General features: G+C 63.9%; 9 protein-coding genes. All 9 read right to left on the bottom strand.

Features of this window, described 5'->3' with window-relative positions; genetic code table 11:
• Positions 1–47 precede the first annotated feature (47 nt).
• Positions 48–1,763 carry a SpoVR family protein gene (locus B0G69_RS14420; RefSeq protein WP_121317939.1) on the bottom strand — a complete coding sequence of 572 codons (1,716 nt, stop codon included), beginning with the start codon at positions 1,761–1,763 and terminating at the stop codon, positions 48–50.
• On the bottom strand, positions 1,760–3,031 hold the full coding sequence (locus B0G69_RS14415; RefSeq protein ID WP_121317937.1) for a YeaH/YhbH family protein: 1,272 nt from the start codon (positions 3,029–3,031) through the stop codon (positions 1,760–1,762). The genes B0G69_RS14420 and B0G69_RS14415 overlap by 4 nt, the downstream gene beginning before the upstream one ends.
• Before the next feature lie 284 nt (positions 3,032–3,315).
• Positions 3,316–5,238, bottom strand: coding sequence for a PrkA family serine protein kinase (locus B0G69_RS14410; RefSeq protein WP_121317935.1), 1,923 nt, complete (start codon positions 5,236–5,238; stop codon positions 3,316–3,318).
• A gap of 735 nt (positions 5,239–5,973) precedes the next feature.
• Positions 5,974–6,735, bottom strand: a complete 762-nt coding sequence (locus tag B0G69_RS14400) for a hydratase (protein WP_121317931.1) — start codon at positions 6,733–6,735, stop codon at positions 5,974–5,976.
• Between the two features lie 369 nt (positions 6,736–7,104).
• Complete coding sequence (locus tag B0G69_RS14395; protein WP_121317929.1) at positions 7,105–8,880, bottom strand: methyl-accepting chemotaxis protein; 1,776 nt, start codon at positions 8,878–8,880, stop codon at positions 7,105–7,107.
• 492 nt (positions 8,881–9,372) lie between these two features.
• Positions 9,373–10,305: a ribokinase gene (gene rbsK / locus B0G69_RS14390; protein WP_121319402.1), complete on the bottom strand. Its 933-nt coding sequence runs from the start codon at positions 10,303–10,305 to the stop codon at positions 9,373–9,375.
• A gap of 46 nt (positions 10,306–10,351) precedes the next feature.
• Positions 10,352–11,392, bottom strand: a complete 1,041-nt coding sequence (locus tag B0G69_RS14385; protein WP_121317927.1) for a LacI family DNA-binding transcriptional regulator — start codon at positions 11,390–11,392, stop codon at positions 10,352–10,354.
• A gap of 155 nt (positions 11,393–11,547) precedes the next feature.
• Complete coding sequence (locus B0G69_RS14380) at positions 11,548–12,609, bottom strand: ABC transporter permease (RefSeq protein ID WP_121317925.1); 1,062 nt, start codon at positions 12,607–12,609, stop codon at positions 11,548–11,550.
• A complete protein-coding gene (locus B0G69_RS14375; RefSeq protein ID WP_121317923.1) occupies positions 12,606–14,201 on the bottom strand; it encodes a sugar ABC transporter ATP-binding protein in 1,596 nt (531 codons plus the stop codon). The genes B0G69_RS14380 and B0G69_RS14375 overlap by 4 nt, the downstream gene beginning before the upstream one ends.
• Positions 14,202–14,227: the final 26 nt, after the last annotated feature.

Genomic DNA, 14,227 nt, shown 5'->3' with positions numbered 1-14,227 from the left:
GAGCAGACATCGAACGGCGTTTCGACCGGCCGTCAATCCCGCCTATTTCACACTCTCACAATGGGCGGCACATACCGGCACTCGTAGCGCTTGCGCACGGTGCCGTTCTCGTCGACGCTTTCGAGAAACACGTCGAACTGCCACAAGCGCGCCATGTGCTTGAGCACCTCGTCGCTATCGGACGACAGATGCCGGTTGTCGCTCATGAAGTGTCGCAGCGTAAGGCTTCGGTCGCCACGCGTGTTGACCGCCCACACCTGGATGTTCGGCTCCCGATGATGCATGTCGTACTGCCGCGACAACGCCTGGCGCACGTACTGATAGCCGCTGTCGTCATGAATCGCCGACACTTCGAGCGCATCGCGCATGTCGTCGTCGAGCACCGAGAACAACCGCATTTCCCGGATCAGATGCGGCGACAGATACTGCGCGACGAAGCTCTCGTCCTTGAAGTTGCGCATCGCATAGTGCATCGCCTGCAGCCACGGGCTGCCGGCCAGTTCCGGAAACCATCTGCGGTCTTCTTCAGTAGGCGATTCGCAGATGCGGCGGATGTCGCTCATCATCGAAAAGCCGAGCGCGTACGGATTGATGCCGCTGTAATACGGCTTCGTCACCGGCGGCTGATAGACCACGTTGCTGTGCGAATGGAGAAACTCCATCATGAAGCCGTCTTCCAGCTTGCCCTGGTTGTACATCGTGTTGAGCAGCGTGTAGTGCCAGAAGGTCGCCCAGCCTTCGTTCATCACCTGGGTCTGCCGTTGCGGGTAGAAGTACTGACCGACCTTGCGCACGATGCGGATCACCTCGCGCTCCCACGGCTCCAGCAGCGGCGCGTTTTTCTCCGCGAAATACAGCAGATTTTCCTGCGGCTCCGGCGGATAGCGTTCCTCGATCTCCTCGGGCAGCGGCGTATGGCGCGTGGGCAGCGTGCGCCACAGTTCGTTTACCTGCGATTGCAGATAGGCTTCGCGTTCGCGGCGCGCGGCGAACTCCTTCTGGAGCGACAGCTTCTGCGGACGCTTGTACCGGTCCACCCCGTAATTCATCAATGCATGACAGGAATCGAGCAGCTCCTCGACGCGGTCGAGCCCGAAGCGCTCCTCGCACTCGGCGATGTAGTTCTTCGCGTAGACGAGGTAGTCGATGATCGCATGCGCATCCGTCCACAGCCGGAACAGATAGTTGCCCTTGAAGAACGAGTTGTGCCCGTAGGCCGCGTGCGCGATGACGAGCGCCTGCATCGTCATCGTGTTCTCTTCCATCAGATACGCGATGCAGGGATTGGAATTGATGACGATCTCATACGCCAGCCCCATCTGCCCGCGACGGTAGCTTTTTTCGGTGGAGAGAAAGTGTTTGCCGAACGACCAGTGACGGTAGTTCACCGGCATACCGACGGACGCGTACGCATCCATCATCTGTTCGGCGCTGATGAGTTCGAGCTGGATCGGATACACGTCGAGTTCATATTGCTCTGCAACACGGGCAATATGCGAGTCGTACTCTTCGATCAATTCGAAGGTCCAGTCGGACGGGCACGGCAGAGGCCGTCTATCGGCTACGTTCATACGGACTTCCCTTTGCCCCTCAGTGGGCGTTCCGGTGTGTCCCCGTGCTGCGGCGCTGTCGAGTGCTCCGGCTGCGGCGGCGCCAGCATGGTCCGCCTCGGCCTTGGCATGCCCCGACTGTTGCTGCGGCACGCCTTTCCCGCGCTCCGGCTGATAGCCGCGCGCTTCGTTGTGCAAGTGCTTGTCCGTCATGAGGAGGCCACCTGCTTTTCAAACAGCTCGCGAAACACCGGATAAATGTCGGCCGCGGTTTCGACCTTCTTCATCGCCATGTGCGGCTGGCTCAGCGCCAGCTGCGCATATTCGAGCCACAGGTTCTGCTCTTCCGGTGTGACCTGAATATACGCAAAATAGCGCACCTTCTCCAGGATGTCATCCGCGAGTATCTTGCGGCACTTGGGCGAGTCATCGGTCCAGTTGTCGCCGTCCGACGCCTGCGCCCCGTAAATGTTCCATTCAGTCGGCGAGTAGCGCTCGTCCATCACCTTCTGCATCAGTTCGAGCGCGCTCGACACCACCGTGCCGCCGCTTTCGGTCGAATGGAAGAACGTGTCTTCGTCGACTTCCTCGGCGCGCGTGTGGTGACGGATGAAGACCACTTCGATCTTCTCGTAGTTACGCTTGAGGAACAGATACAGCAGGATGAAGAAGCGCTTGGCGAGATCCTTGCGCTGCTCGTCCATCGAACCGGATACATCCATCAGACAGAACATCACCGCCTGGCTCGACGGCGTGGGCTGCTTCACGCGGTTCACGTAGCGCAGATCGAACGGATCGATGAAGGGGATCCGCCAGATGCGCCCGCGCAGATGATGGATTTCCTCTTCGAGCAGTTTGATCTCCTCGCGCCGGTCCGCGGGATCGGCCTTCATCACCTCGAGTTGCCGCTCCATTTCGTGCAGCTGGTTGACGAGCGGCGCACCGAGCGCGATGCGCCGGCCGAGCGCACTGCGCAACGAACGGACCACGTCGATGTTGTTCGGCGTGCCTTCGGCGGCCCAGCCCGCGCGGATGCTTTTCCACGTGGGCACGGCCATCAGATGGGTCTTGACGAGACGCGGCAGTTCGAGGTCGTCGAAGAAGTACTGCATGAACTCTTCACGGCTCAGTTCGAACACGAAGTCGTCCTGACCTTCGCCTTCGTTGCTGGCCTGATTGCCCCCGCCTCCGCCGCCGCCCCCTTGCGGGCGCTGGATCTTGTCGCCGCGGATGTAGTCCGAGTTGCCCGGATGCACCATCTCGCGCTTGCCGCCAGGACCGTGGCGGAACGAAGGCTCCGCGATGTCCTTGCGCGGAATCGTGATGCTCTGGGTGTTCTGGATGTCTTTGATGCTGCGGTCGCGCACCGCTTCCGACACGGCGCGACGAATATAGTTTTTGACGCGGCGCAAAAAACGCTCGCGATTTGCAATGCTCTTGTTCTTGCCAGCCAACCTGCGGTCGATGATTTGATGAAGCACGCCCGGTCTCCCTGTCGATCGGAGCTAGCGCTTTGGCGCTGACTCCGCTCCGATGCAGCGCATGTCGATGGAGTCGGCGCTTTAGCCGTCGACCAGATTTTGCGCGTTAGCGCGTCACTCCGGTCACATGCAAAGCACTTCCCTCCAATCCCACGCAGCTACTGTAATTTCCGGTGCGCGAGACACACGCCGCCTGGTGCAGCGTCAGCAACGCTATGTCCATGCAGCTTGCGCCTCGCAGGGTGCCCGCGCAGCAACACCGCGCGGGCGGCACGCCACGCCCGTCATGACGACTTGCGCACGCGCAGATACCAGTCACACAGCAAGCGCACCTGCTTCGGCGTATAGCCCTTCGTCACCATCCGATTGACGAAGTCTTCGTGCTTGCGTTGCTCTTCCGCCGAGCCCTTCGCGTTGAACGAGATCACTGGCAGCAGTTCTTCCGTGTTCGAGAACATCTTCTTTTCGATCACGACGCGCAACTTCTCGTAGCTGATCCATGCGGGATTCTTCCCCGCGTTGGCAGCACGCGCACGCAGCACGAAGTTCACGATCTCGTTGCGGAAGTCCTTCGGGTTGCTGATGCCCGCGGGTTTCTCGATCTTCTCCAGTTCGGCGTTCAGCGCCGCGCGGTCGAAACTTTCGCCGGTGTCGTGATCGCGGAACTCCTGATCCTGAATCCAGAAGTCCGCGTACGTCACATAGCGATCGAAGATGTTTTGACCATACTCGGAATACGACTCCAGATACGCGGTCTGAATCTCCTTGCCGATGAACTCCGCATAGCGCGACGCCAGCACGTCCTTGATGAAGGACAGATACTTCTGCTCGGTTTCCGGCGGGAACTGCTCGCGCTCGATCTGCTGTTCGAGCACGTACATCAGGTGCACCGGATTCGCCGCGACCTCGGTCGAGTCGAAGTTGAACACGCGCGACAGGATCTTGAACGCGAAGCGGGTCGACACGCCGGTCATCCCTTCATCGACGCCCGCGAAGTCGCGGTACTCCTGATACGACTTGGCCTTCGGATCGGTGTCCTTGAGATTCTCGCCGTCATACACCTGCATCTTCGAAAACAGGCTGGAATTTTCCGGCTCCTGCAAACGCGTGAGCACCGACATCTGCGCCATCATCTTCAACGTGCCCGGCGCGCACACGGCATTGGCCAGCGACGAATTGCGCAGCAGCTTCTCGTAGATTTTGATCTCTTCGCCGTAGCGCAGACAGTACGGCACCTTCACGACGAAGATCCGGTCGAGCAGGGCTTCGTTGTTGCGGTTGTTGCGGAACGCCTTCCATTCCGACTCGTTCGAGTGCGCGAGGATCACGCCGTCGAACGGGATCGCGCCGAAGCCTTCCGTGCCCTTGAAGTTACCTTCCTGGGTCGCCGTGAGCAGCGGGTGCAGGACCTTGATCGGCGCCTTGAACATTTCGACGAACTCGAGCAGGCCCTGATTGGCGAGACACAGGCCACCGGAGTAGCTGTATGCATCCGCGTCATCCTGCGCATACTGTTCGAGCTTGCGGATGTCGACCTTGCCGACCAGTGACGAGATGTCCTGATTGTTCTCGTCGCCCGGCTCGGTCTTGGCGATACCGATCTGGCGAAGAATCGACGGGTAGCGGCGCACCACGCGGAACTTGCGGATGTCGCCGTTGTATTCGTGCAGGCGCTTCACCGCCCACGGACTGAGGATGCTTTTCAGGTAGCGGCGTGGAATGCCATATTGTTCTTCGAGAATCGGGCCGTCTTCCTCATAGTCGAACAGACCGAGCGGCGACTCGTTCACGGGCGAGCCCTTGATCGCGTAGAACGGCACGCGTTCCATGAGCTGCTTGAGACGTTCCGCGATCGACGATTTACCGCCGCCGACCGGGCCCAACAGATACAGAATCTGCTTCTTTTCTTCGAGCCCCTGGGCCGAGTGCCGGAAGTAGGCGACCACCTGCTCGATCACCTCTTCCATTCCGTAGAACTCACGGAATGCGGGGTATACCTTGATGACCTTGTTCGCGAAGATGCGCGACAAGCGCGGATCGTTGCGAGTGTCGATCTGTTCCGGTTCTCCAATTGCCGTCAACATGCGTTCGCCAGCCGTGGCGTACGCGGCGGGATTGTCTTTGCAGAGCGCGAGATACTCCTCGAGCGAGAGCTCATCTTCTCGCGTTTTCTCGAAGCGGGTCGCGAAACTGCTGTAGATATCCATGCTACCTCCTCGCCGAAGTCTAGACCGATGTCGTGCGCGGCGCGCTATTCGGAAACGACATCGCTCGAATTCATCCTAAACCCTTTTAAATTTTTTTTCACGAACTACGTTGCGAAAATCGCGCCGTACCCGCCTCCCAACATTCATCACTTGGAAACCAAATTTCGACCACCTACAATCTTGCACTCACATCGCAGCAATTCTGACCGCATGCGACGCGCCTGCTGCACCCGTCTTCATGGTCATGCGTCGGCATTCCGGTCCACGCACTTCTGCTCAGTGCTCCTGCACGACTCCACTTCATCGTCGTGGCAACACGGTCTCGCTGCTGCATCGGATATGCTGTCTGCGCACGCACACTTTCTTGCTGAACGCGCAGACGTCATGCGTTTTTCATGCCCGGTCGATTATTTTCATTCAACGCACCGCACGTGCATCCGGTCGACACACGCACGCGACTGTTACATGTGCGCTCATTCATCGTCAGGCGGTTCGTCAACGCGCGACACCATTTGGTTCCGCGCCATTCAACGGGGGACACGATGAGTCGTTGCCTGTATCACGACAACGCAACGAATTGTTTTCATAGGCGTATACCGCAAAGCCGCTCGCGCAGATGCGTTCAGAAAGAAAACGGCCGCCCCTGGCAGCCGTTTGAATGAAGCATGAGGCGTCGTAATGTACTGTTACAAGCCATGCACGATGACACGCGACATGAGCAGCGTCGCCATGGCTTCAGGTCAGTTCAATCTCCACTTCCCCGAGACCGTCGATATGGCCGCGCACGATGCCCGGCTGGTGCACCCTGTGTGCGCCGACGTACGAACCGGTGGTGAGCGTCCATTCGGGCTCGATGGTAATGCCCATGGCGGCGCAATGGTTGACGAACCACACCAGCAGTTCACGCGGATCGCCTGCCGGGTTGCCGGTCGCGTCGGGCACCAGCGAGGCGCCGTCGAAGCTCAGCTCCAGTTCGGGTGAAACGAAATCGAAGCCGCGCGCGAGACCCGCATAGGCGAGCGGATGGCCGGTGATCAGGGCGCCGTTGTTCTGCGCATCGGCCAATTGCGCGAGCGGGGCGACATTCGGCCATTCGCTGAAGCGGCTATCGACGATCTCGATGGCGGGCAGCACGACGCCGACCTTCGAGAGTACCTCGTCACGCGCATAGGCGCGGCCGCGCGGCTCGATCGCCTCGGCGAAACGGAAAGCGATTTCCAGCTCCACCAGCACCCGGAAAAATCCGTCATGCGCGACCCGCGCCGGCGACGGCAGCACCAGTGAAGCCGGGATTGGCGCCCCCGCGGCGGCTCCGCCCGGCGCTCTTGCGCCGATCTTCCACGCGCCGGTCGAGTCGCCTAAACCCGCGATCACCGCCTGCTGGATCGCATACGCGGTCGCGGCATCGGGCGGCAGGCTGTCGGGTGTGGGCGCATCGATCGGGCGATGCAGCCGGCGTGCTTCGACGAGGCGGTGCGCGAGGTCGTGTGGCGTCATGTCGGTCCTTTGTGGCTGCCGCATTGAGCGGTTCATGGTGGCGTGAGGTTGGAAAAGGCGCAGACGTTGCCGCGACGCAAAGACCGGCGCTCGCGCGCGCGTGGCCGCCGCGCTGCACAGGCCATGACGCCGCGACAAGGATGGCCCCGCCCGTCAATGTACCGGATCGCGACACGCGCCAGGGGGCGCGACCGTCCGCGCAAACGTTAGTTGATGCGCACACCATAAAAAAAGACCGCGAATGCCTGGGTAATCGCGGTCTTTGCGGGGGTGATGCGTTCATGCAAAGCGAAGTATCGTGCGCGGATGCCTCGACGGGAATGAATGTTGCGAAATAGGCCGGGTTCGGCCGCAAGCGCCTGGAGCCGGTTAGAACGTCTCCCAATCCTGGTCGCCGCCAGCGCTTGCGGTCGCGCTCGACGTTGCCATCGCTTTGGCCGGAGCGCGCGCCGGCGCGGCGGCGGCTTGCGGCGTCGCGCCTGTTGTAGCTGGTGCCTTCACCGTCGCACCGGCGAACGAGGCCTTGCGCACAGGCGCAGCCATCGGGCGCACCGGCGTTGCCACGCGAGCAGGCGCGGTGCTCGCGGGCGCCTTATACCCTCCTTCCTCGATCTGGAACACGGCGACCGCCGTGCGCAGCTTGCCCGCCTGGTCTTCCAGCGAGGACGCAGCCGCAGCGGCTTCCTCGACCAGCGCCGCATTCTGCTGCGTGACTTCGTCCATCTGCGTGACCGCGCGCGCGACCTGGTCGATGCCGCCGCTCTGCTCTTCCGACGCCGCCGCGATCTCGCCCATGATATCGGTCACGCGCTGCACCGCGCTGATGATCTCGGTCATCGTACGGCCCGCTTCGTCGACCAGCGCCGAGCCCGACTGCACCCGCTCGACCGACGTGTCGATCAGTTCCTTGATCTCCTTGGCCGCCGCCGACGAGCGCTGCGCGAGGCTGCGCACTTCGCCCGCCACCACCGCGAACCCGCGCCCCTCTTCGCCGGCGCGCGCCGCTTCGACGGCCGCGTTCAGCGCGAGGATGTTGGTCTGGAACGCGATCCCTTCGATGATCGAGATGATGTCCGCGATCTTCGCCGAGCTCTGGTTGATGTCGCCCATCGTGCCGACCACCTGGCCGACTACCGCGCTGCCCTTGTTGGCGATCTCCGACGCGTTGGCCGCGAGGGCGCTCGCCTGGCGGGCGTTGTCGGCGTTCTGCTTGACCGTGCCGGTCAGCTCTTCCATGCTCGACGCGGTTTCCTGCAATGCCGAAGCCTGCTCTTCGGTGCGCGAGGACAGATCGATATTGCCGGCTGCGATCTGACGCGTCGCGGTCGCAATCGATTCGCTGCCGCTGCGCACGGTACGCACCGTTTCGGTGAGGCTGCGCTTCATTCTGGCGATTCCGTCGAGCAGTTGCCCCATTTCGTCCCGCGACGTCACGATCACCGGACGGCGCAGATCGCCGGCGGCGATCGCGTCGAAATGGCCGAGCGCTTCACCGAGCGGCCGGGCGATCGCGCGGCTTAGCGTCAGGTAGGAAAACGCCGCTGCCAGCACGCCCACGACCAAGGCGCCTAGGCTGACCATGCGAAACACGTCGAAACTGCCCTGCGCATCCTCGTAACCGCTTTTTGCCGATTCGAACTGGAACTTGCGCACTGCGTCGTCGGCGATGGCGAGCTCGTTGTAGGCCGCCTGCAGGCGCTTGGCGCCGTCGATCATCTTGCTCGGATCGTTCGCCGCAACTATCGCCGCGAAGGCGTCCATCTCGCGATGCAGCGCGTCGCGTTTGGCGGCGACGTCCTGCGCGAGGCGGTCTTCGTCGGCTTCGCGCGGCAGATCGAGATACTTTTTCCACCACATGTCTGACGTGGTGCGCATCGCGCGCGCGCGCTCCAGCGTCGCCGCGACTTCCGGCGTGCCGGCCATAAACGCGGCCCGGTCGAGCGCGAGGCGCTCGCGCGCCGCGTACAGCTCTGCGTTGCCGATATTGATCGCGCTCGGCATTGCATCGGTGAAGGTGTTCTTATAGGCGTCGTTCGAACGGCTCATGCCGAACAAACCGAAAACGCCAATGGCGACCAGCAGCGCGGCGAGGAAAGCCATCGTGAGGCCAATCCGTGCCTTGATCGTAATGCCTTTGTTCAACATGCTCGTTCGTTCCCTGGTGCTTGGCAAATGAGAGGCTGCGTGCGCAGCGCTTGGTAATGTGCGGCGTCTGCGTTCCGGCACTTTTCGAAGAAGCGCTCTAATAGCCTCGTTTACGGCAAGGCAAATGCATACTTGAAGCATTTATAAAGTATGAAGAAAGGCGTTGTAAGCAATTGGAGGGTGTTTCGAGAATCCACGAATGAACGCGGTTCCGAGCGGATTGCCCCGGGTGGCTTGCCAAGTTGGGCGATTCGGTGTAGGAGCCCGGAAATCCGGCCCTGTTTTAACCGCGCGCCGGCAGATCTTTACGTCGATCGGGGAAGAATGACGTCCTGGCAAGGGCGCCGACGGGTTGGCGGGAAGGAAGAGGAAGAGCGGGCGAAAACGCGGAGCAGCGCCGCACAGGCCGATGCAACACTCGAACTAGGCGACGCACGTCGCACGCGGATTCCACACGATACCGCGCGCGTGACGCAGCGCCGCGTTGCGCGATCAGTCAGAACCGCCTAGTTCGGCGCGCGTGGGAATCGACGGCTGCGCGCCAAGGCGTGTCACCGAGAGCGCCGCGGCGCGCTGCGCAAAACGGATCGCGGTCTCGACGCTCGCGCCCCGCGCGAGCTGCGCCGCAAATCCGCCGATGAAGGTATCGCCCGCCGCGGTCGTATCGACAGCCTTGACCTTCGGTGCTTCGTACAGCGTCGCGGCGGCCGCGCCGTCGAGCGTCGCCTGCACGCCGCGCGCACCCAGCGTCACCAGCACGTTGCGCGCACCGGCCGCGCGCAGCGCGGCGGCGGCCTTGGCGGCGTCCTCGGGGGTGTCGACCGGCAAACCGGTCAGCGCCGCCGCTTCCAGTTCGTTCGGAATCAGATAGTCGATCAGCGGCAGCCAGTCGGCGGGCAACGGCCCCGTGGCCGGCGCGGGATTCAGGATCACCGTCTTGCCGAGCCGCCGCGCGGCGGCCAGCGCCGCGCGCACCGTGTCGGGCGGGGTTTCGAGCTGGCAGATCACGACCTCGGCGGCGGCCAGCACAGGCTCGTGACGGGCGATGGTCTCGGGCGTCACCTCGCCGTTGCTGCCCGCGACGATCACGATCGCGTTCTGGCTCGCATCGTCGACGATGATCAACGCGACCCCGGTCGCGGCCTTGCCGGTTTCAAGCGCCGCGCAGTCGATGCCTTCCGCTTCGAGCCCTGCGCGCAGCTGCACGCCGTTGCCGTCCGCGCCGACGCAGCCGAGCATCGACACCTGCGCGCCGAGCCGCGCGGCCGCGACCGCCTGGTTGCCGCCCTTGCCGCCCGCGACCTGCGCGAATGTACGGCCGGCGAGCGTCTCGCCGGGATGCGGCAGACGCGGCGCGCGCGCGACGAGATCCATGTTCAGGCTGCCGACCACCGCCACGCGTGAGCGCGTTTCGTCACTTGCCACCGCTGCCTCCTCGATTGCTTGCTGCCGGTCAGTAAGCGCCGCCGGCTCACGCCGCCAGATCACGTTGCGCCACACCAGCCCACGTCGCGGTGGATTCACGCACGATCAGCCGCGGCGACACCACGCGCCGACGCCCGGGCGCGCGCGCATTGCCCGCCGACGTTCCGGCGATCCGCTCGATCAGCGTCTGCGCGGCCATATCGCCGAGCGCGCGCACCGACTGTCCGACCGTCGAGAGCGCCGGATAGGTCAGGCGCCCCAGTTCGATGTCGTCGAAACCGATGATCGAGCAGTCGCGCGGCACGCTGATGCCGCGTTCCGCCGCGGCGCGCAGTGCGCCGATGCCCATCATGTCGTTGCCGGCAAAAATCGCCGACGGCTTGACCGTATCGAACAGTTGTGAGGCGCCGCGATGGCCACCCGTGCCCGAAAAATCGCTTTCGACGATCGCCCCCGACGGAATCTCGATACCACGCTCGGTCATCGCGCGGATGAAGCCGTGCACACGCATCGCGCTGACCGCCGTCTGAACCGGTCCGGTGATGCAGCCGATCCGCACGTGCCCCAGTTCGAGCAGATGACGCGTCGCGAGATAAGCGCCCTTCTCGTGGTCGATCTGCACGAGGTCCGCGTTCAGCCCTTCGATATTGCGGTCCACGATCACCAGTGGCTCGTGCGCGTCGGCGAGCGCCTGCGCGAGCACCGCGTCATCGCCGGCGGACGCGACGATCAGCCCGTCGATGCGCTTTTCCTGCAGCACGCGCAGGTAGTTGCGCTGCTTGGCCGGGTCGTCGTCGGAGTTGCAGAAGAACACGCAGTAGCCGTTGCGCGCGCAGCCGTCTTCGATGCCGCGCGCCAGCTCCGCGAAATACGGGTTGGTGGCGTTCGGCACCACCAGCCCGATCGTCGCCGTCGCGCGCGCCTTCAACGAGCGCGCCACCGCCGACGGCACATAGTGCAGTTGACGGATCGCGTGTTCGACCTTCGCGCGCACATCGGCCGACACTGGCCGCGAGTTGTTCACCACGTGCGATACCGTCGTGAAGGACACGCCCGCCACGGCCGCCACATCCTTGATCGTCGCCATAACCTGTTGCTCCCTGCCTGTTTTTTCGCCGGCCGCGCCACCTGGCGACCCGCCGGACGTCTTCCTCGAAGACAGATCCAACCCATGAATACCGATGCTGCACCGCTAATCAGGCTGTCGCTGCCGTTTCGTTTATTCCCCGCCCCGCCTCCGGCTCAGGCGCGCTTGCGCCGGCTCCGGTAGGTGTCCAGCACCACCGCCACCACGATCACGGCGCCGGTGATCATCCGTTTGGTCGGCTCGTTCGCGCCGATCTGCGCGAGCCCGGCCGCCAGCACCGAAATGATCAACACGCCGAAAAACGTGCTGATCACCGAGCCGCGCCCGCCCATCAGACTCGTGCCGCCGATCACCACCGCCGCGATCACCTGCAGCTCCACGCCGACGCCCGCGTTCGGGTCGGCCGCTTCCAGACGCGAAATCTGGAACAGCGCCGCGAGCCCGGCGAGCGCGCCCATCAGCGCGAACACAATCACTTTGTACGGCTTCGGATTGACGCCCGCGAGCCGCACCGCTTCCTCGTTGGTGCCGATGCCGACCAGATAGCGGCCGAATACCGTGCGCGTGAGCACCAGCTGCGCGATCACCATCACCGCGACCGCGATCAGGAATGCCGGCGAAATGCCGAGCGCGATCGGGTTCGACAGGAAGTCGAACGCGTCGCCGATATACGCGGTGCGCGAGTTGGTCATCTGATAGGCCAAGCCGCGCGCCGCTTCGAGCACGCCGAGCGACACGATGAACGACGGAATCCGCCAGCCCACCGTTACCGCGCCGGTGATCGTGCCGGTCAGCGCCGCCGCGGCGACCCCGAGCAGCGCCGAGGGCAACGGCCCCCAGCCCCACTTCAGCGCGGCCACGCTCACCACCGACGCCCCCAGCGCGAGCACCGAACCCACCGACAGATCGATCCCGGCGATGATCAGCACGAACGTCATCCCCACCGACATCACCACCAGATCCGGAATCTGGTTGGCGATCGTGCTGAACGTGTCGTAGGTCAGGAAGTGCGAACTCAGCAGCGAGAACAGCACGATCATCCCGAGCAGCGCACCGGCCAGCCCCAGGTAGTTCGAAAAGCCCAGCCGCGTGCCGGCCGGCTTACCGCTCGCGAGCGGCGCCGACGGATCGGCCGGCGGCACGGCGTTCGCGCTCGCATTGGCCTTGGCCGCGTCCTCTTTGCCGCCCGCCGCGTCGCGCAACGATCGATCGGTCATGACAGACTCCCTGCTTCGTTGGTGTCGGGGGCGTGCAGCAATGCTTCGCGGCTGCGGTAACCGGCGAACGCGGCGGCCAGCAACGCATCCTGCGACCAGTTATCGCGCGCGAACACACCGGTCATGCTGCCCGCTGACATGACGCCGATCCGGTCGCAGATCAGCATCAGCTCACGCAGGTCGCTCGACACCACGACGAGCGCGCGCCCTTCACGAGCGAGCGCGCCCATCAGGCCATAAATATCGAACTTCGCGCCGACGTCGATGCCGCGCGTGGGTTCGTCGAATAACAGCACGCGGCAATCGCGCGCGAGCCAGCGGCCGATCACGACCTTCTGCTGATTGCCGCCCGACAGCTCGCCGACGATCTGCGCCGGCCCCGAGCTGCGAATGCGCATCGCATCGATCTGCTTCTTTGCGAGCGCGTTCTCGCGCTTCGCATCGACGATGCCGTGCCGCGCGACGCTGCCGATATTGCCGAGCGACACGTTGGCGGCGATCGGCTGCGGCAGCAGCAGCCCTTCGCCCTTGCGGTCCTCGGTGATCAACGCGATGCCGGCGCGCACGGCGTCGGTCGGCGAGTCGATGCGCACCGGCGTGGGCGGCGCGCCCGGCGTCGCGGCCAGCGCGACCGTGCCGCCGTCCTTGGGGTCGGCGCCGTAGATCAGCCGCATCAGCTCGGTGCGGCCCGCGCCGATCAGCCCGCTGATGCCGAAGATCTCGCCCGCGCGCACTTCGAACGACACGTCGCGCACCACCTTGCCGCGCGCGAGCCGGTCTACCTTCAAGAGCGGCGCGCCGATATTGCGCACGCCCAGATCGATTCGCTCGCCGAGTTCGCGGCCGACCATCCACGTGACGATCTGCTCGCTCGTCAGGTTGGCCATCGCGTCGACGTGCACGAGGCGCCCGTCGCGCAGCACCGCGATCCGTTCGGCCACCCGCCCCAGCTCTTCGAGCCGGTGCGAGATATAGACCAGCGCGACGCCCCGCGACTTCAGCCGGTCGATCTGTTCGAATAACAGGTCGACTTCGCGCGCGGTCAGCATCGCGGTCGGCTCGTCGAGGATCAGCACGCGGCAGTCGTCGATCAGATTGCGCGCGATCTCCACCATCTGCTGATGGCCGATGCCGAGTTCGCCGACCAGCGTGTCGGGATCGATCGCGTCGAGGCCGACCTGCGCCATCGCGTGGCGCGCGTTTTCGCGCAGCTTGCGGCGATCGATCCAGCCGAAGCTGAACGCGCCCGCGCGCGGCAGCCGGTTGAGAAACAGGTTCTCGGCCACCGATAGCGTCGGCAGCAGATTCAGCTCCTGCATCACCATGCGCACGCCGAGCGCCTCGGCCTCGGTGCGGCTCGCCGGTGCATAGGGGTCGCCCGCGAGGCGCATCGTGCCCGCGCTCGGATCGACCAGCCCACCGATAATTTTGGAGAGCGTACTCTTGCCGGCGCCGTTCTCGCCGGTCAGCGCCAATACCTCGCCGGCGCGCAGCGACAGCGAGACGTCGGCGAGCACCGGCTCGGCATAGGTCTTGCCGATGCCGCTCACGGACAGTACGACAGGCAAGGCGTCGTGGTCGGTTGAATCCATCGCGATCCTGGTTTCATGGCGCCCGG

The organism is Paraburkholderia sp. RAU2J, assembly GCF_003634845.1.
GTDB classification, from domain to species: domain Bacteria; phylum Pseudomonadota; class Gammaproteobacteria; order Burkholderiales; family Burkholderiaceae; genus Paraburkholderia; species Paraburkholderia fynbosensis.
This window is presented reverse-complemented; position numbering and strand designations above follow the sequence as displayed.

Coding starts and splice junctions, on each gene's coding strand:
- B0G69_RS14385 (WP_121317927.1), bottom strand. CDS start 11,392: ATGGCGACGATCAAGGATGTGGCGGCCGTGGCGGGCGTGTCCTTCACG.
- B0G69_RS14410 (WP_121317935.1), bottom strand. CDS start 5,238: ATGGATATCTACAGCAGTTTCGCGACCCGCTTCGAGAAAACGCGAGAA.
- B0G69_RS14400 (WP_121317931.1), bottom strand. CDS start 6,735: ATGACGCCACACGACCTCGCGCACCGCCTCGTCGAAGCACGCCGGCTG.
- B0G69_RS14375 (WP_121317923.1), bottom strand. CDS start 14,201: ATGGATTCAACCGACCACGACGCCTTGCCTGTCGTACTGTCCGTGAGC.
- B0G69_RS14420 (WP_121317939.1), bottom strand. CDS start 1,763: ATGACGGACAAGCACTTGCACAACGAAGCGCGCGGCTATCAGCCGGAG.
- B0G69_RS14380 (WP_121317925.1), bottom strand. CDS start 12,609: ATGACCGATCGATCGTTGCGCGACGCGGCGGGCGGCAAAGAGGACGCG.
- B0G69_RS14395 (WP_121317929.1), bottom strand. CDS start 8,880: ATGTTGAACAAAGGCATTACGATCAAGGCACGGATTGGCCTCACGATG.